The organism is Streptomyces xanthophaeus (genome assembly GCF_000725805.1).
GTDB classification, from domain to species: domain Bacteria; phylum Actinomycetota; class Actinomycetes; order Streptomycetales; family Streptomycetaceae; genus Streptomyces; species Streptomyces xanthophaeus.
Map to the genome: position 1 here is coordinate 63,378 of NZ_KL647136.1, position 20,028 is coordinate 83,405.

General features: G+C 70.6%; 20 protein-coding genes. 11 read left to right on the forward strand and 9 right to left on the reverse strand.

What is annotated here, in order from left to right; all coding sequences use genetic code 11:
• Window positions 1–6: 6 nt before the first annotated feature.
• The 5 genes from IO30_RS0137350 to IO30_RS0137370 form a co-directional block, all read right to left on the reverse strand.
• Window positions 7–1,122, reverse strand: a complete 1,116-nt coding sequence (locus IO30_RS0137350) for a DUF475 domain-containing protein (protein WP_031150726.1) — start codon at window positions 1,120–1,122, stop codon at window positions 7–9.
• Between the two features lie 25 nt (window positions 1,123–1,147).
• The gene (locus IO30_RS0137355) at window positions 1,148–1,723 is read right to left on the reverse strand and encodes a TerD family protein (protein ID WP_031150728.1); all 576 of its coding nucleotides are present in this window, start codon (window positions 1,721–1,723) and stop codon (window positions 1,148–1,150) included.
• 160 nt (window positions 1,724–1,883) lie between these two features.
• Window positions 1,884–2,459: a TerD family protein gene (locus IO30_RS0137360; RefSeq protein WP_031150730.1), complete on the reverse strand. Its 576-nt coding sequence runs from the start codon at window positions 2,457–2,459 to the stop codon at window positions 1,884–1,886.
• Between the two features lie 129 nt (window positions 2,460–2,588).
• On the reverse strand, window positions 2,589–3,047 hold the full coding sequence (locus tag IO30_RS0137365; RefSeq protein WP_031150733.1) for a peroxiredoxin: 459 nt from the start codon (window positions 3,045–3,047) through the stop codon (window positions 2,589–2,591).
• A 145-nt stretch (window positions 3,048–3,192) separates the two neighbouring features.
• Complete coding sequence (locus IO30_RS0137370; protein ID WP_031150734.1) at window positions 3,193–3,621, reverse strand: DUF3052 domain-containing protein; 429 nt, start codon at window positions 3,619–3,621, stop codon at window positions 3,193–3,195.
• Window positions 3,622–4,076: 455 nt separating this feature from the next.
• Here IO30_RS0137370 and aceE point away from each other — a divergent pair, with 455 nt between their 5' ends.
• Both aceE and IO30_RS0137380 read left to right on the forward strand, forming a co-directional pair.
• Window positions 4,077–6,809, forward strand: coding sequence for a pyruvate dehydrogenase (acetyl-transferring), homodimeric type (gene aceE / locus IO30_RS0137375; RefSeq protein WP_031150736.1), 2,733 nt, complete (start codon window positions 4,077–4,079; stop codon window positions 6,807–6,809).
• A gap of 91 nt (window positions 6,810–6,900) precedes the next feature.
• Window positions 6,901–7,689, forward strand: coding sequence for a potassium channel family protein (locus tag IO30_RS0137380; RefSeq protein ID WP_031150737.1), 789 nt, complete (start codon window positions 6,901–6,903; stop codon window positions 7,687–7,689).
• Here IO30_RS0137380 and IO30_RS0137385 read toward each other — a convergent pair.
• Both IO30_RS0137385 and IO30_RS0137390 read right to left on the reverse strand, forming a co-directional pair.
• Window positions 7,670–8,113: a peptidase inhibitor family I36 protein gene (locus IO30_RS0137385; RefSeq protein ID WP_051902828.1), complete on the reverse strand. Its 444-nt coding sequence runs from the start codon at window positions 8,111–8,113 to the stop codon at window positions 7,670–7,672. The genes IO30_RS0137380 and IO30_RS0137385 overlap by 20 nt on opposite strands.
• Before the next feature lie 219 nt (window positions 8,114–8,332).
• Window positions 8,333–9,940, reverse strand: coding sequence for an MFS transporter (locus IO30_RS0137390; RefSeq protein WP_031150741.1), 1,608 nt, complete (start codon window positions 9,938–9,940; stop codon window positions 8,333–8,335).
• Between the two features lie 129 nt (window positions 9,941–10,069).
• On the opposite strand from IO30_RS0137390, the gene IO30_RS0137395 reads away from it, so the two are divergent.
• The 3 genes from IO30_RS0137395 to IO30_RS0137405 all read left to right on the forward strand — a co-directional run bounded on the left by IO30_RS0137395 (window position 10,070) and on the right by IO30_RS0137405 (window position 13,010).
• Window positions 10,070–10,753 (forward strand): TetR/AcrR family transcriptional regulator, encoded by a 684-nt coding sequence (locus IO30_RS0137395; protein WP_031150743.1) that lies wholly within the window; start codon window positions 10,070–10,072, stop codon window positions 10,751–10,753.
• A gap of 95 nt (window positions 10,754–10,848) precedes the next feature.
• The gene (locus tag IO30_RS0137400; protein WP_031150745.1) at window positions 10,849–12,078 is read left to right on the forward strand and encodes an alpha/beta hydrolase; all 1,230 of its coding nucleotides are present in this window, start codon (window positions 10,849–10,851) and stop codon (window positions 12,076–12,078) included.
• Between the two features lie 74 nt (window positions 12,079–12,152).
• Window positions 12,153–13,010 (forward strand): DUF4429 domain-containing protein, encoded by an 858-nt coding sequence (locus tag IO30_RS0137405; RefSeq protein WP_031150747.1) that lies wholly within the window; start codon window positions 12,153–12,155, stop codon window positions 13,008–13,010.
• A 27-nt stretch (window positions 13,011–13,037) separates the two neighbouring features.
• Here the strand turns inward: IO30_RS0137405 and IO30_RS0137410 are convergent, their stop codons facing one another.
• On the reverse strand, window positions 13,038–13,436 hold the full coding sequence (locus IO30_RS0137410) for a MerR family transcriptional regulator (RefSeq protein WP_051859414.1): 399 nt from the start codon (window positions 13,434–13,436) through the stop codon (window positions 13,038–13,040).
• 78 nt (window positions 13,437–13,514) lie between these two features.
• Between IO30_RS0137410 and IO30_RS0137415 the strand changes: the two genes are divergently transcribed.
• Window positions 13,515–14,333, forward strand: coding sequence for a serine hydrolase domain-containing protein (locus IO30_RS0137415; RefSeq protein ID WP_031150751.1), 819 nt, complete (start codon window positions 13,515–13,517; stop codon window positions 14,331–14,333).
• A gap of 15 nt (window positions 14,334–14,348) precedes the next feature.
• On the opposite strand, the gene IO30_RS0137420 is transcribed toward IO30_RS0137415, so the two are convergent.
• Window positions 14,349–15,002: a pirin family protein gene (locus tag IO30_RS0137420; protein ID WP_031150752.1), complete on the reverse strand. Its 654-nt coding sequence runs from the start codon at window positions 15,000–15,002 to the stop codon at window positions 14,349–14,351.
• Window positions 15,003–15,072: 70 nt separating this feature from the next.
• Here IO30_RS0137420 and IO30_RS0137425 point away from each other — a divergent pair, with 70 nt between their 5' ends.
• The 5 genes from IO30_RS0137425 to fabF all read left to right on the forward strand — a co-directional run bounded on the left by IO30_RS0137425 (window position 15,073) and on the right by fabF (window position 19,970).
• Window positions 15,073–16,290 (forward strand): PucR family transcriptional regulator, encoded by a 1,218-nt coding sequence (locus tag IO30_RS0137425; protein WP_031150754.1) that lies wholly within the window; start codon window positions 15,073–15,075, stop codon window positions 16,288–16,290.
• Between the two features lie 89 nt (window positions 16,291–16,379).
• Window positions 16,380–17,297 (forward strand): ACP S-malonyltransferase, encoded by a 918-nt coding sequence (locus IO30_RS0137430; protein ID WP_031150755.1) that lies wholly within the window; start codon window positions 16,380–16,382, stop codon window positions 17,295–17,297.
• Between the two features lie 19 nt (window positions 17,298–17,316).
• Window positions 17,317–18,321 carry a ketoacyl-ACP synthase III gene (locus tag IO30_RS0137435; RefSeq protein ID WP_031150757.1) on the forward strand — a complete coding sequence of 335 codons (1,005 nt, stop codon included), beginning with the start codon at window positions 17,317–17,319 and terminating at the stop codon, window positions 18,319–18,321.
• Between the two features lie 55 nt (window positions 18,322–18,376).
• Entirely contained in the window at window positions 18,377–18,625 is a 249-nt protein-coding gene (locus IO30_RS0137440; RefSeq protein WP_031150759.1) for an acyl carrier protein, read from the forward strand.
• Window positions 18,626–18,704: 79 nt separating this feature from the next.
• Entirely contained in the window at window positions 18,705–19,970 is a 1,266-nt protein-coding gene (gene fabF / locus IO30_RS0137445; protein WP_031150763.1) for a beta-ketoacyl-ACP synthase II, read from the forward strand.
• Window positions 19,971–20,028 lie beyond the last annotated feature (58 nt).

Below are 20,028 nucleotides of genomic sequence, written 5' to 3' on the forward strand. Positions count from 1 at the left end.
CCGCGGTCATGCCTCGGCGGAGGCACCCTCCACTTCGAGGCGCTTGTTGCGGCGCACCGAGGACCAGAAGGACCAGCCGATCAGCACGACGCCGACGAGGCCGGTGATGACCTCGTTGATCTCGTACTGGATGGTGACCAGGAGGATCACGGCGAGCGCGCCGATGGCGTAGTGCGCGCCGTGCTCCAGGTACACGTAGTCGTCGAGGGTGCCCTGGCGGACCAGGTAGACCGTCAGCGAACGGACGTACATGGCACCGATGCCGAGGCCCAGGGCCATGAGCACGATGTCGTTGGTGATCGCGAAGGCGCCGATGACCCCGTCGAAGGAGAACGAGGCGTCGAGGACCTCAAGGTAGAGGAACATGAAGAAGGCGGCCTTGCCGGCCATGGCGACCGCCGAGACGGGCTTGCCGGCCTTCTTCGCCGCCTCCTCGGCCTCGTGCTCGGCCTCCTCCTCTTCCTCGAGCTTGTTCTCGAAGTAGCCGGAGAGACCGCCGACGACCATGTAGGTGATCAGGCCGAGGATGCCGGAGATCAGGACGGTCTGCGCCTTGTCGACGTGGGCGCCGCCGTGCTGGTGGGCGTTGGCGGCGAAGGTCATCGAGGTGATGGCCAGGATGATCAGGGCGATGCACGCGGACAGCATGTCGATCTTGCCGAGCTTGGCGAGCGGACGCTCGAGCCAGGCGAGCCACTTGATGTCCCGGTCCTCGAAGATGAAGTCGAGGAAGATCATCAGGAGGAACATGCCACCGAAGGCCGCGATGGACGGGTGAGCGTCCGTGACGATCTGCTGGTACATGTCCTTGTCGTTGAGCGCGAGGTCAACGGCGTCAATAGGACCGATCTTGGCACTGATCGCGACGATCACGACGGGGAAGACCAGTCGCATACCGAACACGGCGATGAGGACACCGATGGTGAGGAAGATCTTCTGCCAGAAGGCATTCATCTTCTTCAGGATTCCGGCGTTGACCACCGCGTTGTCGAAAGACAGCGAGATCTCGAGGACCGACAGGATCGCCACGATCCCGAAGGCGGTCCACCCCCCGTAGAACACCGCTGCGACCAGACCGAGCGCAGTGACTGCGAACGACCAGCCGAAGGTTTTGAGAACCACTGGCACCCCATCGTGTTGTACGGCTTTACGAAACGTTGACCCCGAAGTCTAGAGCGATGCCCCTGAGGCCCGACGCGTACCCCTGCCCCACCGCCCGGAACTTCCATTCGCCCCCGTACCGGTAGACCTCGCCGAAGATCATCGCGGTCTCGCTGGACGCGTCCTCGGACAGGTCGTACCGGGCCAGTTCCTGGCCGTCGGCCTCGTTGACCACGCGGATGAAGGCGTTGCTGACCTGGCCGAAGCTCTGGCGGCGGGTGTCCGCCTCGTGGATCGAGACCGGGAAGACGATCTTGTCCACGCGGTCCGGCACCTTGGTGAGGTCGATGATGATCGACTCGTCGTCGCCGTCACCCTCGCCGGTGAGATTGTCCCCCGTGTGTTCGACGGAGCCCTCGGGGCTCTTCAGGTTGTTGTAGAACACGAAGTACTCGTCCCCGAGCACCCGGCCGCTGTTGCACAGCAGCGCGCTGGCATCGAGGTCGAAGTCGGCTCCCGTGGTCGAGCGCGCGTCCCATCCGAGGCCGATCAGGACCCGGGTGAGGTTCGGTGCGGCCTTGGAGAGGGAGACATTGCCCCCCTTGGCGAGTGTGACGCCCATGATGTGGTCCTCCCCGGACGACGGTGTGACTGGAGCGGGTGAAGCAGGTGAAGCGGGTGGAACGGGTGCGGGTGGAGCAGGCGGAACCGATGGAGCGGGTAAAGCCGGTCCGGCGCCGTACACACAGTGCACGGCGCCGGACGGGTGAACTGCTTTCGGCTCAGACGTTGACGCCGAAGTCCTGGGCGATGCCGCGCAGGCCCGAGGCGTAGCCCTGGCCGATGGCGCGGAACTTCCACTCGGCGCCGTTGCGGTACAGCTCGCCGAAGACCATGGCGGTCTCGGTCGAGGCGTCCTCGGAGAGGTCGTAGCGGGCGAGCTCGGTGTTGTCGGCCTGGTTCACGACGCGGATGTACGCGTTGCGGACCTGGCCGAAGCTCTGCTGACGGCTCTCGGCCTCGTAGATCGAGACCGGGAAGACGATCTTGGAGACATCGGCCGGCACGCCGGCGAGGTTGACCTTGATCGCCTCGTCGTCGCCCTCGCCCTCACCGGTGGTGTTGTCACCGGTGTGCTCGACGGAGCCGTCGGGGCTCTTCAGGTTGTTGAAGAAGACGAAGTTCGCGTCGCTGGCGACCTTGCCCTGGTCGTTGGTCAGGATCGCGCTGGCGTCGAGGTCGAAGTCGACACCGGTGGTGGTGCGAGCATCCCAGCCGAGACCGACGATGACCGCCGTCAGGTTAGGCGCGGCCTTGGTCAGCGAGACGTTGCCGCCCTTGCTGAGGCTGACTCCCACGGGTCCTCCATTGGGTTCATGTGTGGGGCGGGGCCCCGTCGTGCAGGTTGCTACCGGATCAACGTTTCGATCCTAGTGACGGGTTCCCCGCCTGTAAGCGGGTTTTCGCACGCAATCGTGCGGTGGCCCTCAGAGACTGTCGAGGGCCTTGATGTACTCGTTCAGGTCACGCGCGTCGGGCAGTGCGTTGACGACAGTCCACCGCACCACGCCGTCCTTGTCGATGATGAACGTGCCGCGGACCGCGCAGCCCTTGTCCTCGTCGAAGACGCCGTAGGCCCGCGAGGTCTCCCCGTGCGGCCAGAAGTCCGACAGCAGGGGGTAGTCCAGGTCCTCCTGCTCGCCGAAGACCCGCAGGGTCGGCACGGAGTCGTTGGAGACCGCGAGGAGCTGGACGTCGGCGTTCTGGAACCGCGGCAGCTGGTCCCGCAGCTCGCACAGCTCGCCGGTGCAGACGCCGGTGAAGGCGAACGGGTAGAAGAGCAGCACGACGGCCTTCTCCCCCCGGAAGTCGGAGAGCCGCACGGTGGCGCCGTGGTTGTCCTTGAGCTCGAAGTCCGGGGCCTTGCTGCCGACCTCGATCGCCATGTCTCGCTTCCCTTCGTTCCTGCATCCCTCGGTTGGGCCGTTCGGGTGAGACGCCCCGGACAACCCTAGTCCGGTGAACGCGCACACCCCGCCGACCGGGGTCGACGGGGTGTGCATACGTGTCCGCTCGGCTGCGGGGCGCGGCTCAGCGCTTGGGCTTGACGGCGGTCTTGGGCGTCACCAGCTTGGTGGCGGCCCACTCCTTGCCGACGGGGGCGCCCTTGGCCAGCGAGAGACCTGCGGTCTCTGCGGCTTCCTTGATGTCGCTGGCCTCGACGTAGCCGGGACGGCCCGTCTTGGGGGTCAGCAGCAGGATCAGTGCGCCGTCCTCGATCAGCTCGGTGGCATCGACCAGTGTGTCCGCCAGATCGCCGTCGTCCTCTCGGAACCACAGCAACACGGCGTCTGCGACGTCGTCGTAGTCCTCGTCGACGAGGTCGCCGACGAGCTCATCAACGACATCACGGAAATCCTGATCGACGTCGTCGTCGTAGCCGATCTCCTGGACCACCTGTTCGGACTGGAAACCCAGCCGGGCGGCCAGGTTCTCCGCGTGGTCCGCGGTCGCGCTCACGGGGTGCCTCCTGCTCATGTTCGGTGAATGTCTTCTGGCGGCGCGCGTACGCGCAGCATTGGACGTAGTCCACACGGGCGCGGCGGATCGCGCAAGTACCCGGCCGCCGAGACCGTCGAAACGGTGACGATTGCGGCCGTCTCGCCGCAACTTTCAGCCTCCCCGTCCGGGCCCCTGGTGATTCATCCCACACCATTCCAGCTCATTCGGGATTGCTTGAGGACTTTCCTACCTGTTTGAGGGACGAACGGCCTTACGAAATCGTTGCCCGACTTGAGCGTAAGGTTGCGTTTTGGCCGTACCCCGGCCCGTCGCCCGGCCCGAGGACTCCCCGGCGGCTCAAGGGATTACCCAGTGGTAAAGGTGACGATCGGGGCCGCGCGTAAGACCATGGGAGGCGGCTCCCCCCTCAGATCCGGGATCAGCACGACTCCCCCCGACAGCGAAGGAACAGCGTGGCTTCCGCATCCGATCGCAATCCGATCATCATTGGCGGCCTGCCGAGTCAGGTCCCGGACTTCGATCCGGAGGAGACGCAGGAGTGGCTCGACTCCCTGGACGCCGCCGTCGACGAGCGGGGCCGTGAACGCGCCCGCTACCTGATGCTGCGGCTGATCGAGCGGGCCCGCGAGAAGCGCGTGGCCGTGCCGGAGATGCGCAGCACGGACTACGTCAACACGATCGCCACGAAGGACGAGCCCTTCTTCCCCGGCAACGAGGAGATCGAGCGCAAGGTCCTCAACGCCACCCGTTGGAACGCGGCCGTCATGGTCTCGCGCGCCCAGCGCCCCGGCATCGGCGTCGGCGGCCACATCGCGACCTTCGCCTCCTCCGCGTCCCTCTACGACGTGGGCTTCAACCACTTCTTCCGGGGCAAGGACGAGGGCGACGGCGGCGACCAGATCTTCTTCCAGGGCCACGCCTCCCCCGGTATCTACGCCCGCGCCTACCTCCTGGACCGGCTCTCCGAGCAGCAGCTCGACGCGTTCCGGCAGGAGAAGTCGAAGGCCCCGTACGGCCTTTCGAGCTACCCGCACCCGCGGCTGATGCCGGACTTCTGGGAGTTCCCGACCGTCTCGATGGGCCTCGGCCCGCTCGGCGCGATCTACCAGGCCCGGATGAACCGCTACATGCAGGCGCGCGGGATCGCGGACACCTCCAGGTCCCACGTCTGGGCGTACCTCGGTGACGGCGAGATGGACGAGCCGGAGTCGCTCGGCCAGCTGTCGATCGCCGCCCGTGAGGGCCTCGACAACCTGACGTTCGTCGTGAACTGCAACCTCCAGCGCCTCGACGGCCCGGTGCGCGGCAACGGCAAGATCATCCAGGAGCTGGAGTCGCAGTTCCGCGGGGCCGGCTGGAACGTCATCAAGCTGATCTGGGACCGCTCCTGGGACCCGCTGCTGGCGCAGGACCGCGACGGCATCCTGGTCAACAAGATGAACTCCACTCCGGACGGGCAGTTCCAGACGTACGCCACCGAGTCGGGTGCGTACATCCGCGAGCACTTCTTCGGCGGGGACCAGCGGCTGCGCGCGATGGTCGAGAACATGAGCGACTACCAGATCCAGCACCTGGGCCGCGGCGGTCACGACCACAAGAAGGTCTACGCGGCGTACGCGGCGGCCAAGGCCCACAAGGGCCAGCCCACGGTGATCCTGGCGCAGACGGTCAAGGGCTGGACGCTCGGCCCGAACTTCGAGGGCCGCAACGCCACGCACCAGATGAAGAAGCTGACGGTCGACGACCTCAAGCGCTTCCGCGACCGCCTGCACATCCCGATCACGGACGCCCAGCTGGAGGGCGGCGCACCGCCGTACTACCACCCGGGCCGCAATTCCCCCGAGATCCAGTACATGCACGACCAGCGCAGCGCGCACGGCGGTTACGTGCCGACGCGCGTGGTGCGCGCCAAGCCCCTGGAGCTGCCGGGCGACGCCGCCTACGCGGGGGCGAAGAAGGGTTCGGGGCAGCAGTCGATCGCCACGACGATGGCCTTCGTCCGCATCCTGAAGGACCTGATGCGGGACAAGGAGATCGGCAAGCGCTTCGTGCTGATCGCGCCGGACGAGTACCGCACGTTCGGCATGGACGCCTTCTTCCCGAGCGCCAAGATCTACAACCCGCTGGGCCAGCAGTACGAGGCGGTCGACCGCGACCTGCTGCTCGCGTACAAGGAGTCGCCGACCGGCCAGATGCTGCACGACGGCATCTCGGAGGCGGGCTGCACGGCCTCGCTGATCGCCGCGGGTTCGGCGTACGCGACGCACGGCGAGCCGCTGATCCCGGTGTACGTCTTCTACTCGATGTTCGGTTTCCAGCGCACGGGTGACCAGTTCTGGCAGATGGCCGACCAGCTGGCGCGCGGTTTCGTCCTCGGCGCGACCGCCGGGCGGACCACCCTGACGGGTGAGGGGCTCCAGCACGCCGACGGTCACTCCCAGCTGCTGGCGTCGACGAACCCGGGCTGCGTGGCGTACGACCCGGCCTACGGGTACGAGATCGCGCACATCGTCCGGGACGGGCTGCGGCGGATGTACGGTCCGGAGGCGGAGGACGTCTTCTACTACCTGACCGTCTACAACGAGCCGATCCAGCACCCGGCCGAGCCGGCCGACGTGGACGTGGACGGCATCCTCAAGGGCATCCACCGGGTGGCGGCCGGCACCTCGGGCACCATCGGGGCGCAGCTGCTGGCCTCGGGCGTGGCGGTGCCGTGGGCGCTGGAGGCGCAGCGGATCCTGGCCGAGGAGTGGAACGTCCGGGCGGACGTCTGGTCGGCGACCTCCTGGAACGAGCTGCGGCGCGAGGCCGTCGAGGTGGAGGAGCACAATCTGCTCCACCCGGAGGAGGAGCAGCGGGTCCCGTACGTGACGCGCAAGCTGTCGGGTGCCGAGGGGCCGTTCGTGGCGGTCTCGGACTGGATGCGTTCCGTGCCGGACCAGATCTCGCGGTGGGTGCCGGGTGCGTACACCTCGCTGGGTGCGGACGGCTTCGGCTTCGCGGACACCCGCGGTGCGGCGCGGCGGTTCTTCCACATCGACGCCCAGTCGGTGGTCCTGGCTACGCTGACCGAGCTCGCCAAGGAGGGCAAGGTGGACCGTTCGGTGCTCAAGCAGGCCGTCGACCGGTACCAGCTGCTGGACGTGAGCGCGGCGGACCCGGGCGCGGCGGGCGGCGACGCCTAGTCACCGCCTGATCGGCCCCGTACGGAGCGGCGGAACGGACCCCGGAGTACCGGGGTCCGTTCCGTTTCGCGGGGTCCTTACGATGCTCGGCATGAAGGAACCCTCCCGCCAGCGCACATGGGAGCGGCGGACGCAGATGCCGCTGCTCGTGCTCGCCGTCGCGTTCGCCGTCGCGTACGCCGTGCCCATCGTCGCCCCGGAAGCGCGGGCGGAGGTGCTCCGGGCCTGCACCTACGTGGAGTGGGTGGTGTGGGGCGCCTTCGCCGCCGACTACCTCGTCCGGCTGGGTCTGACGGGCAACCGCCTGCACTTCGTGCGCACGCACTGGCTGGACCTGGCCGCGGTGGTGCTGCCGCTCGTCCAGCCGCTGCGGCTGCTGCGGCTGGTCGCCACCTTGATGCTGGTGGGGCGGCGGGCGCGGATGGCTCCGCAGATCCGGCTGACGACGTACGTGGCCGGAGCGGTGGTGGGGCTGCTGATGTTCGGCTCGCTGGCGGTGCTGAGCGTGGAGCGGGACGCTCCCGAGGGGAACATCAAGAACCTGGGCGACGCCGTGTGGTGGTCGTTCACCACGATGACGACGGTCGGGTACGGCGACCACTCCCCGACCACGGGCCTGGGCCGGGTGCTGGCCGTCGGGCTGATGCTGTCCGGGATCGCCCTGCTGGGTGTGGTCACCGCGAACATCGCGGCCTGGTTCATCTCCCGCTTCGAGCGCGACGACCAGGCGGAGCGGCTCCAGCTGGCCGCCATCCACGAGCTCCAGGCGGAGGTACGGGCCCTGCGCGGCGAGGTCGCCCGGCTGGGCGGCGGCGTCGAAGCCGAAGCCGTCCGGCCGGGCGCCCCGGCGTCGCGCGGAGCTAGCGCTCCCACACCTTGAACGCCCTGACCTGGTAGGGCGACTGGGGCAGCCAGACCCCGTCGCCCGGGTAGGTCTGGAACTCGCCGGTCTCGGCGCATTCCGCCGACTGGTAGGTGGTGACGGGGCGGCCGGTGCGGTTGGTGAGCGACTGGACGCTGGTGCGGGCGGGCAGCGCGGTGCAGCTGTTGATGTCCAGGGTGCTCAGCTCGTAGGTGTGCCGCGTGCCCTTGAACTCCGCCTTCGCCCACAGGCACAGCTGCCCGGTCGCGCAGGCGCCGAGGGTGGGCGGGCCCGCGGCGTGCGCGTGGGTGGCCGTACCGGGGATCAGGGCGGTGAGGGCCAGGGCGGTCGCGGCCAGGAACGTGCTGAGGCGCGTGGCGCGGGTGACGCGGGCGGTGTGGGTGCTGCGGGCGCTGCGGGCGGTGGTGTTACACGTACGCATGACGGGTCAACTCCTTGTGGACGCAGGGCGCCCCGGACCGTTCCGGAGCACCGACGGGACCACGCTGACCTGCGTCGACGGGTGGGCGGAAGGGGCCTCGGCCGGGTCCACCCTGATAGGCGACAGCCCCGCCGGAACCGTCCGGCGGGGCTGAAGTACGTACGGAGTTGACGCCTCCGCGGGCTCCGGGCGGGCACGCGTCCGCGCCCGGGGCGGGGCTCAGACGTGGGCCGCGCCCGCGCCCGCTGCGGCGTTCTCGCCGCGCTTGGTGAAGCAGGCGACGACGGCGGCGAGGACCGCGACCACGCCCGCGACGGTGAAGGCGGTGCTCATGCCGGACACGAAGGTGTCGTGCGCGACCCGGGTGATCGCCTGAGCGACCTGCTCGGGGGCCTCCGGCGGCACCGGGGCGATCCCCACCTGGATGCCCTTCTCGGCGAGCTCCTGCTGCTCGGGGGCGAGCGGGGGCAGCTCGGCGGCCCGCCACTTGTCCCCGAACGAGCTGCTGACGGTGCTGGCCATGACCGCTCCGAGGACGGCGGTGCCGAGGCTGCCGCCGACCTGCATGGCGGCCTGCTGGAGCCCGCCGGCCACGCCGGAGAGCTCCAGCGGGGCGTTGCCGACGATGACCTCGGTGGCGCCGACCATGACGGGGGCGAGGCCGAGGCCGAGGAGGGCGAACCAGAGGGACATGGTGAGGGTCGCGGTGTCCGGGGTGAGCCGGGCCATCCCGAAGCAGGCGGCGGCGGTGGCGACCATGCCGGCGACGAGCGGGATGCGCGGCCCGACCTTGGTGATGGCGGCGCCGGCCAGCGGCGAACCGATGATCATCATGCCGGTCAGCGGCAGCAGGTGCAGGCCGCTGTCGACGGGGCTCATGCCGTGCACGTTCTGCAGGTAGAAGGTGACGAAGAACAGGCCTCCCATGAAGGCGAAGGCCATGAGCACCATGAGGACGGTGCCCGCGGACAGCGGCAGGGAGCGGAACATGCCCAGCGGGATGAGCGGTTCGGCGACCTTGGTCTCCCAGAAGGTGAAGAGCCCGAAGCAGAGCACGGCGGCGGCCAGGAAGAGGAGGGTCCGGGAGTCGCCCCAGCCCCACTCGGCAGCCTTGATCAGGGCCCAGATCAGCGAGAACATCGCGCCCGACAGGAGCAGCACGCCGAGCAGGTCGAAGGAGCGCGGGGCGTTCTCGGCCCGGTGGTCGACCAGGATGAACAGGCCGAAGAGCAGGGCCACGATGCCCACGGGCACGTTGATGAAGAAGACGGACTGCCAGCTGACGTGCTCGACGAGCAGCCCGCCGACGATGGGGCCGGCGGCGGTGGAGGCGCCGATGACCATGCCCCAGATGCCGATGGCCATGTTGAGCTTCTCGGCGGGGAAGGTGGCGCGCAGCAGGCCGAGGGCCGCGGGCATCAGGAGGGCGCCGAACAGGCCCTGAGCGACGCGGAAGCCGATGACGAGCTCGACGCCCTCGGACAGGCCGATCGCCGCGGAGGACACGGCGAAGCCGGCTATGCCGATGAGGAAGGTCTGGCGGTGGCCGAAGCGGTCACCGAGCTTGCCCGCGGTGATCAGGGAGACGGCGAGGGCCAGCAGGTAGCCGTTGGTGATCCACTGCACCTCGGCGAGGGAGGCGCCGAGGTCCTTTTGGATCGCGGGGTTGGCGACGGCGACGATCGTGCCGTCCAGGGTGACCATCATGACGCCGATCGCGACGGCGAAGAGGGTCAGCCAGGGGTGGCCGCGCAGTCCGGTCCGGAGCGGGGCCGTGCCCGGTTCCTTGGAGGGCACCTGATCGTCGACGGTGATCTGACTAGTCATGCGTACAGGCTAGTGACAGCGACTGACACTTCACAGACGGGCGAGCAGGACGGCCGCTGTCACGTCGGTCACAGGTACCCTGACCGCTCACTCAGCGTCAGATCAGCGGCAGGAAGGACCCCCACGGTGATGACCGACGAACGGCCCGCGGAGGGCCGGGTGGCCGGACTGCGCGAGCGCAAGAAGCGGCGCACCCGGGACGCCCTGCTGCGCGCCGCCCTGCTCCTGTTCGTCTCCCAGGGGTACGAACGGACCACCGTCGACGAGATCACCGACGCGGTGGAGGTCTCCCAGCGCACCTTCTTCCGCTACTTCGCCAACAAGGAAGAGGCCGCCTTCGCCGTCCAGGAGCTCGTCGAGTCCCACTTCTTCGCCGAGCTCAGCTCCCGGCCCGCGGCCGAGGGCCCCTTCGAGGCGATGCGCAACGCCGTGCTGGCCGCCTGGGACACCGTCGAGGAGGCCATCTCCGAGGTGGTGCCCGTCGACCTCTACATGCGCAGCTACCAGCTGATCGAGTCGACCCCGGCGCTGGTGGCCGTGCACCTGCGCCGCTCCGCCGAGCTGGAGGAGCGGATCTCCCGGCTGATCGCGGACCGGGAGGGCCTGGACGTGGACGCCGACCCGCGGCCGCGGGTGGCCGTCGCCGCGTTCTCGGGTGTGATGCGCGTCACCGGGCGGCTCTGGGGGCAGGGCGAGGACGCCAGCGTGGACCGGATCCGCCGGATGACCGAGGCCTATCTGGACCAGATCGGCCCGGCCCTGGCGGCCGACTGGAGCCGCCCGGCCGCCGCGGAACGGCCGCGGGCGCTCTGATCCGCACGCGCGCGTCCGGCCGCACGCGCGGCCGTGAACCGCGTCACCCGGCGCGCCGTCAGGCCGAGGGGTCTCCTACGCTGGTTCCAGTGAAACTGCCCGGCCCCGCCCTCCCCACAGCTCCCGAAGCCGCCCCGCGCCCCGCCGCCCTGCGCATCCTGCTCGCGCTCGCGGTGGTCTTCCTCATGCTGGCGACCACCGGCTGGACCGCCGTGCACCGCCCCGAGACGGCGCCGCCGCTGCGGGCCACCGCCCTCGCCGCCTGGGCCTCGGCCCGGATCGACGGCCACCCGGTGCCGTCCGCCGACGCCCCCGTGCGCACGGTGGCCCGCTTCTTCGCGGGGCTCGACGACGCCCAGCGGGCCCGCCTCGCCGACAGCTACCCGCTGGTCGTGGGCAACCTCGACGGGGTTCCCGTGACGACCCGCTACCGGGCCAACGTGCACGGCCTGCGCGAGGCCGGCCGGATCGAGGACGCCCGCAGCCGCGACGTCGCGCTGACCCCGGCCGACCGCAGCGCGGCGACCCGCCGCTCGCACCGCTTCGCCTCGCTCGCCGAGCCCGGCCGGCAGATCCTCGCCTTCGACCCCACCGGCGGCGGCCGCGTCGCCGAGGTGTTCGGCGACCTCGACCTGGCCCGCCGGGTCTCGGTGATCGTCCCCGGCGTCGACACCGACGTCCTCACCTTCGAGCGCACCCAGCGCCGGTTCACCGCCCCCGTCGGCATGGCGCAGTCCCTGTACGAGGCCGAGCGCGCCGCCGATCCGCAGGGCCGGACCGCGGTCATCGCCTGGGCCGGTTACACCGCGCCCACCGGGGTCGGCATGGACGCGGCCACCGGCCGGATGGCCGTCGACGGCGCCGTCCGGCTGCGGGCGCTGACCCTGGCCCTGCCCGGGGACTCGACCGTGGCCCTGTTCTGCCACAGCTACGGCTCGGTGGTGTGCGGGGTCGCCGCGCACGAACTGCCGGACCGGGTGACGGACCTGGCGGTGGCGGGCAGCCCCGGCATGCGCGCCGGGAACGTCGAGGGCCTGGGCACCTCGGCCCGGGTGTGGGCGATGCGCGACGAGGGCGACTGGATCGAGGACGTACCGCACCTGGAGGTCGGCGGAGTGGGCCACGGGGCCGATCCGGTGTCCCCGGACTTCGGCGCGCGGCTGCTGTCCTCGGCCGGGGCCAAGAGTCACACCGGCTATTTCGCGCCAGGTACGAGCTCGGTGGACAACTTCGCCAAAATCGGAACCGGCGCATTCGGTTCCGTCGTCTGCGCCGCCCCGGATGACGAGTGCAGCCGTGGAATCTTCGGGACCGAAGGGGACTGACGCGCGTAGAGCCCCGAAAACGGGCTCCGCAACGAGGGGGACGCGTGGGGGCGCCGCCGTTTACCATGTGCCGCATGGGTGACGTACTGGCCGGAAACCATGCCGTCTGGGAGTTCGACTCGGACTCGGTGCTCATCCGCTTCGCACGGGGGTTGCGCACGCCGAGGACGCCCAGGCTCCTTCACGCCCTGGGTTCGCGCCGGATCCCCTTGGAAGCGGTGTGCGGGGTGGAGCTGACCCCGGGGAAGCGGGACACGGTGGTGCTGCGCGCCCTGCCGCGGCCGGGCGCCGATCCGCTGATGGAGGCCGCCGCCGGGCAGCTGCGGGAGGCCTGCGACCCGTACCGGCTGGTGCTGCCGGGCGAACGGGCCCCGCACGCCGCCGCGTTCGCCGACGCGCTGCGCTCCCGCCTCTCGCCCGACGCCGCCGAACCGGCTCCGCGCTTCCTCGTCGACGCACCGCAGCCGCCGCTGCACCTGAAGGCCTACGACGCGCGGCTCGACTTCGACGGCCGGGCCGTCACCTTCCGCTGGTCGCGTACGGGCGCCACCGGCACCAAGTGGAAGGCGGGCGACCAGCATTACCCGCTGACCGCCCTCACCGGCCTGGAGTGGTCCTCCCCGGAGGGCTCGCGCGGCCACCTGCGGCTGCTGCCGCGCGAACCCCGGCAGCCCGCCGCCGACCCCCGGCCGGACCACGACCTCGCCACCGCGGTCTTCGGGGTGGGCTACGGGGCGGTGCACGAATCGCTGCCCTTCGCCGCGGCCGTCCTCGCCGCCCTGCGCGGCCGCACCCCGGTCGGTGCGGTCCCCCGGCCCCGCCCCGGCGACGACCGGCTGCGCCACCTGGGCGAACTCCACGACGCGGGGCTGCTCACGGACGCCGAGTACGCGGCCCTGCGGGCCCGTTTCACCTCCGGGGCCGACGCCTGACCCCGCAGCGGCCCGGTCGCTCGCGCCTCAGGGCCGGGCGGCCTCGGAGCACGAGCTCCGCGTGTACGTCCCGATCTTGAAGTCCAGTACGGCGAGCGCGTCGGTGAGCTCCGCGAGCCGGGCCCGCACCTCGCGCCGCGTCCGCTCCAGCAGCTCGCGGCGCTCGTCGACGGTGTGCTCGCCCGCCCGCACCAGCTCGGCGTAGCGCACCATGTCCGCCACCGACATCCCGGTGGCGCGCAGCTTGCCCACGAACGCCAGCCAGTGCAGGTCCTGGTCGCTGAAGCGGCGCTGGCCCGAGTGGGTGCGGTCCACGTGCGGCATCAGGCCGATCCGCTCGTACCAGCGCAGGGTGTGCTGGGTCAGACCGGTCCGGGCCTCGACCTCGCTGATCGTGTACCGCGTCTGCGTCAGGCTCTGGCTCATGGCCCCACGCTAAAACCCTGGAGTGCACTCCAAGCAAGTAGGCTCGGCCGCATGGAGAGCTTGGAGGCCGTCAACAGCATGGAAAGCCTGCGGATCATCGAGACCTGGCCGGTGCCGTCCGCCGCGGCGGCCGTCGTACGGGCCGACGGGACCCTGGCCGGTTCCCACGGACCGGTCGACCACCGCTTCCCGCTGGCCTCGGTCACCAAGCCGCTCGCCGCGTACGCGGCCCTCGTCGCGTACGAGGAAGGCGCGATCGAGCTGGACGAGGCGGCCGGGCCCGAGGGTTCGACGGTCCGTCACCTGCTCGCGCACACCAGCGGCCTGGCCTTCGACGAGCACCGGGTGACGGCCCCGCCCGGGCAGCGCCGGCTGTACTCGAACGCCGGCTTCGAGGTCCTCGGCGACCACATCGCCAAGGCGACCGGCATCCCCTTCGCGGAGTACCTGCACCAGGCCGTCTTCGAGCCGCTGGGCATGACCTCCTCCGCCCTGGAGGGCTCCCCCGCCAAGGACGGCGTCTCCACCGTCTCGGACCTGGTCCGCTTCGCCGCCGAACTCCAGGCACCCCGGCTGCTCGACGTCCGTACGGTCGCCGCGGCCACCACCGTCGTGCACCCCGGCCTCAAGGGCGTCCTGCCCGGCTACGGGCACCAGTCCCCCAACGACTGGGGCCTCGGCCTGGAGATCCGCGACGGCAAGTCCCCGCACTGGACGGGCGGCTCGTCCTCGCCGCGGACCTTCGGCCACTTCGGCCAGTCCGGCACCTTCCTGTGGGTGGACCCGGACGCCCGCGCCGCGTGCGTGGCGCTGACCGACCGCGCCTTCGGGCCGTGGGCCGTCGAGGCCTGGCCGCCCTTCACCGACGCGGTGCTCGCCGAACTGGGCTCCCGCTAGCCCTGGCACCACCCGTCAGGGAAGCTCCCAGATCAGCACTTCCCCCGGGGACCCCGCGGTGATCTCCAGGCCGTGTTCGCCGGTGATCCGCGCCGAGTCCCCGGGGCCCAGCTCCTCGCCGTCGAGACGCAGGTCCCCGCGCACCACGTGCAGGTAGACCCGCTCGGCGTCCGGTACGTGCACCCGCTCGCCCGCGCCGGGCCGCCGCACGTGCAGGACCGCCCCGGCCGCGGGGACCTTGTAGGGCGTGCCCTCGGGCAGCCCCCTGACCACCTCGTACGAGGGCTCGCCGCCCGGGGTGAGCGGCGCGAGCCACGTCTGGACGAAGCGCAGCCGCGTGGCGCCGTCGTTGCGCTCCACGTGCCGGGCCCCGGAGCCGGCGCCGAGGTACTGCACGTCCCCGGGCCCGACCCGGCCGCTCTCCCCCGTGCTGTCCCTGTGGGTGAGCTCGCCCTCGACGACCCAGGTCACGATCTCGGTGTGGCTGTGGGGGTGCTCGTCGAAGCCCGCGCCCGGGGCGAGGGTCTCCTCGTTGCAGGCCAGGACCGGGCCGAAGCGCAGGTTGTCCGGGTCGTAGTACGACCCGAAGGAGAAGGCGTGCCGGGTGGTGATCCCCGTCGCCGGGTCCCCTCCCTCGTACCGGTCCGCGCCGCGTCGTACATCAATCATGGAGGCCACGGTAGACCCCGCGGCCGGGACCGGACTCCGCACAGCCGTCCCGATAAGGCAGTCTTGTCACGTGCCTCAACCCGAACGTGAGCATTCCCCCGCGACACACGCCGCGCATCCCGCTCCCGCCCATCCGCACACCGCGACGCTGCGCCGGCTGGAGAAGTCCTCCGGCCGGCTCGCCGCGAACGCGATCGCGCGGATGGACGAGACCCTGCCGTGGTACCGGGCGATGCCCCCGGAGAACCGCTCATGGATCGGCCTGGTCGCCCAGGCCGGCATCGCCGCGTTCACGGAGTGGTTCCGGCACCCGGAGACTCCACAGGCGATCTCCACCGACGTCTTCGGGACGGCTCCGCGGGAGCTGACCCGGGCGATCACCCTGCGCCAGACCGTGGAGATGGTCCGCACCACGATCGAGGTCATGGAGACCGCGATCGACGAGGTCGCGGCCCCGGGCGACGAGCAGATCCTGCGCGAGGCGCTGCTGGTGTACGCCCGGGAGATCGCCTTCGCGACCGCCCAGGTGTACGCGCAGGCCGCCGAGGCGCGCGGGGCGTGGGACGCCCGCCTGGAGTCCCTCGTCGTCAACGCGGTGCTGTCCGGGGAGGCCGACGAGGGTGCGCTGTCGCGGGCCGCGGCGCTGGGCTGGAACTCCCCCGAGCACGTGTGCGTGGTCCTGGGGACCGCGCCGGAGGGCGACAGCGAGCTGACGGTCGAGGCGATCCGGCGGGCGGCCCGGCACCACAAGCTCCAGGTCCTCACGGGTGTGCTCGGGGACCGCCTGGTCGTCATCGCGGGCGGCAGCGACAATCCGATGCAGGTGGCGAAGTCGCTGATCGGGCCGTTCGCCGCGGGTCCGGTGGTGGCCGGTCCGGTGGTTCCCGACCTGCTGAACGCGACGAAGTCGGCGCAGGCGGCGGCCGCCGGGCTGAAGGCGTGCACGGCCTGGCAGGACGCTCCCCGGCCGGTGCTGGCAGACGATCTCCTGCCCGAACGCGCGATCGCCTCGGATCCGGCTGCGCGGGAGCAGTTGGTAGAGGAGATCTACAGACCGCTCGAAGAAGCGGGCTCGGCCCTGCTGGAGACGCTCAGCGTTTACCTGGAGCAGGCGAGCAGTCTCGAAGGGGCTGCCCGCATGCTGTTCGTGCACCCCAATACGGTGCGCTACCGGCTGCGACGTGTGACCGACGTCACCGGCTGGTCGCCCTCAGATGTCCGTTCGGCGTTCACTCTGCGAATCGCCCTGATCCTCGGGCGTCTGGCCGACGGAGATCCGCAGTCCTAGACTTTTGTCGGACATCAACAATTACCCCGGCCGTTCTTGGTCCCTGTCCCCACGGGCGGCAGGGACCATCCACAAGAGAGAGTGTGAGGGTGCTCGTACTCGTCGCTCCCGGCCAAGGCGCCCAGACGCCTGGCTTCCTGACTCCCTGGCTCGACCTTCCCGGCGCCGCTGACCGCGTCGCCGCCTGGTCCGACGCCATCGGGCTCGACCTTGCCCACTACGGCACGCACGCCGGCGCCGACGAGATCCTCGACACGGCGGTGGCCCAGCCACTGCTGGTCGCCGCGGGTCTGCTCTCGGCCTCCGCGCTCGGCTCCCGCACGGCCTTCGGCGCCGTCGCGGGCCACAGCGTCGGTGAGATCACCGCCGCCGCGTACGCGGGGGTGCTGTCCGACGCCGACGCCCTGTCCTTCGTCCGCACCCGCGGGCTGGGCATGGCAGAGGCCGCCGCCGTCACCGAGACGGGCATGGCCGCGATCCTCGGCGGGGACCCCGACGTAGTGGTCGCACATCTGGAGAAGCTCGGCCTGACCCCGGCCAACATCAACGGAGCGGGCCAGATCGTGGCCGCCGGCACCGCGGAGCAGATCGCCGCGCTGGTCGCCGAGAAGCCCGAAGGCACCATCAAGGTCGTCGCCCTCAAGGTCGCGGGCGCGTTCCACACGCATCACATGGCCCCCGCGGTCGCCGCGCTGGAGAAGGCCGCGGAGGCCCTCGCCCCGGCCGACCCGGCGCTGACGTACGTCTCCAACAAGGACGGCCAAGTCGTGACCACGGGAGCCGACGTCGTCGCCCGCCTGGTCGGCCAGGTCGCGAACCCGGTCCGCTGGGACCTGTGCATGGAGACGTTCGCCTCCCTGGGCGTCACCGGGATCATCGAGCTCAGCCCCGGCGGCACGCTCACGGGCCTGGCCAAGCGGGCACTGAAGGGCGTACCGAGCGTCGCCCTGAAGACCCCGGACGATCTCGACAAGGCCGCGGCTCTCATCGCAGAGCACTCGGCCTGAGAGAAGGAGCCCACTCAGCATGTCCAAGATCAAGCCGGCCAAGGGCTCCCCGTACGCCCGCATCCTCGGTGTCGGCGGTTACCGCCCGACCCGCGTGGTGCCCAACGAGGTCATCCTCGAGACGATCGACTCCTCCGACGAGTGGATCCGGTCCCGCTCCGGCATCGCCACCCGGCACTGGGCCTCGGCCCAGGAGACGGTCGCCGCGATGTCGGTGGAGGCCTCGGGCAAGGCGCTGGCCGACGCCGGTGTCGCACCGGAGAAGATCGGTGCCGTGATCGTCTCGACGGTCTCGCACTTCAAGCAGACCCCCGCCGTCGCGACCGAGATCGCGCACCGGATCGGTGCGGGCAAGCCCGCCGCCTTCGACATCTCCGCGGGCTGCGCCGGCTTCGGCTACGGGCTGACGCTGGCCAAGGGCCTGGTGGTGGAAGGTTCCGCCGAGTACGTCCTCGTGATCGGCGTGGAGCGGCTCTCGGACCTCACCGACCTGGAGGACCGCGCGACGGCCTTCCTGTTCGGTGACGGCGCGGGCGCCGTGGTCGTCGGCCCCTCGGACGAGCCGGCCATCGGCCCCACGGTGTGGGGTTCGGAGGGCGACAAGTCCGACACCATCAAGCAGACCGTGCCGTGGGACGAATACCTCGGCAAGGACGGCGGCGAGAAGTTCCCGGCCATCACGCAGGAGGGTCAGGCGGTCTTCCGCTGGGCCGTCTTCGAGATGGCCAAGGTGGCCCAGCAGGCGCTCGACGCCGCCGGAATCACCGCCGACGACCTGGATGTCTTCATTCCGCACCAGGCAAACATGCGGATCATCGACTCGATGGTGAAGACTCTGAAGCTGCCGGAACACGTCACGGTCGCCCGTGACGTGGAGACCACCGGCAACACCTCGGCCGCCTCGATCCCGCTCGCTATGGAGCGGCTCCTGGCGACCGGAGCGGCGAAGAGCGGCGACACCGCGCTCGTCATCGGCTTCGGGGCGGGACTCGTCTACGCCGCGACGGTCGTTACCCTCCCCTAGGACCGGGATCCTTTTCCCGGTCCGCGTACCCAGTCAGCTAGAGAAGGAGCGCCACATGGCCGCCACGCAGGAAGAAATCGTCTCGGGTCTCGCGGAGATCGTCAACGAGATCGCCGGCATCCCCACCGAGGACGTCGCGATCGAGAAGTCGTTCACCGACGACCTGGACGTCGACTCCCTGTCCATGGTCGAGGTCGTCGTCGCCGCCGAAGAGCGCTTCGACGTCAAGATCCCCGACGAGGACGTCAAGAACCTCAAGACGGTCGGCGACGCTGCCGACTACATCCTGAAGCACCAGGCCTGAGCCTGACGAGCGTTTGTCGCCACCTGGCGGTGGCGCCGTGACAATTCAGCACCCCCTGAGACGTGGAGAAAGAATTCCTGTGAGCCCGACCAATCGCACCGTGGTCGTCACCGGTATCGGCGCAACCACTCCGCTGGGTGGCGACAGCGCTTCGACCTGGGAAGGTCTGCTCGCCGGCCGTTCCGGCGTAAAGCCCCTGGAGGGCGAGCGCTTCGCCGAACTCCCGGTCCGTATCGCCGCCGCAGCCGCCGTGGACCCCAGCGAGGTCCTGCCCCGACCGCTGGCCCGCAAGCTGGACCGCTCGGCGCAGTTCGCCGTCATCGCGGCCCGCGAGGCCTGGGCCGACGCCGGTTACACGGCCCCGGCCGGTGAGGACGAGGCCGTCGCCCCCGAGCGGCTGGGCACCGTGATCGCCTCCGGCATCGGTGGCGTGACGACCCTGCTCGACCAGTACGACGTACTGAAGGAGAAGGGTGTGCGCCGGGTCTCCCCGCACACCGTCCCCATGCTCATGCCGAACGGCCCGTCGGCCAACGTGGGCCTGGAGGTGAACGCCCGCGCGGGCGTGCACACCCCGGTCAGCGCGTGCGCCTCCGGCGCCGAGGCCATCGGCTACGCCGTCGAGATGATCCGCACCGGCCGTGCCGACGTGGTCGTCGCGGGCGGCACCGAGGCGGCCATCCACCCGCTGCCGATCGCCGCCTTCGCCAACATGATGGCGATGTCCAAGAACAACGAGAACCCCCAGCAGGCCTCCCGCCCCTACGACAAGGCCCGCGACGGCTTCGTCCTCGGCGAGGGCGCGGGCGTCGTCGTCCTGGAGTCCGCGGAGCACGCCGCAGCACGCGGCGCCCGGGTCTACTGCGAGGTGCTGGGCCAGGGTCTGTCCGCGGACAGCCACCACATCGCGCAGCCCGAGCCGACCGGCCGCGGTGTCGCCGCCGCCGTGCAGAACCTGCTCGACAACACGGGCCTCGACCCGGCCGAGCTGGTCCACCTGAACGCGCACGCCACGTCGACCCCGCAGGGTGACACGGCCGAGCTGAAGGCCCTGCGCAAGGTCCTGGGCGACGACCTCGACCACATCGCGATCTCCGCGACCAAGTCGATGACCGGTCACCTGCTGGGCGGTGCCGGCGGCATCGAGACCGTCGCGACCGTCCTCGCGCTGTACCACCGCCTCGCCCCGCCGACGATCAACGTCGACGAGCTCGACGACGACATCGACGCGGACATCGTGCGCGACGAGCCGCGCAAGCTGCCGGCCGACGGCCCGATCTCCGCGATCAACAACTCCTTCGGCTTCGGCGGCCACAACGTCACCCTGGCGTTCCGCACTGTCTAGTGCGCCTACACCGGCGCCGCTCTCGCGGACGTGGTTGCTCGCCGCGGGGGTTGCTCAA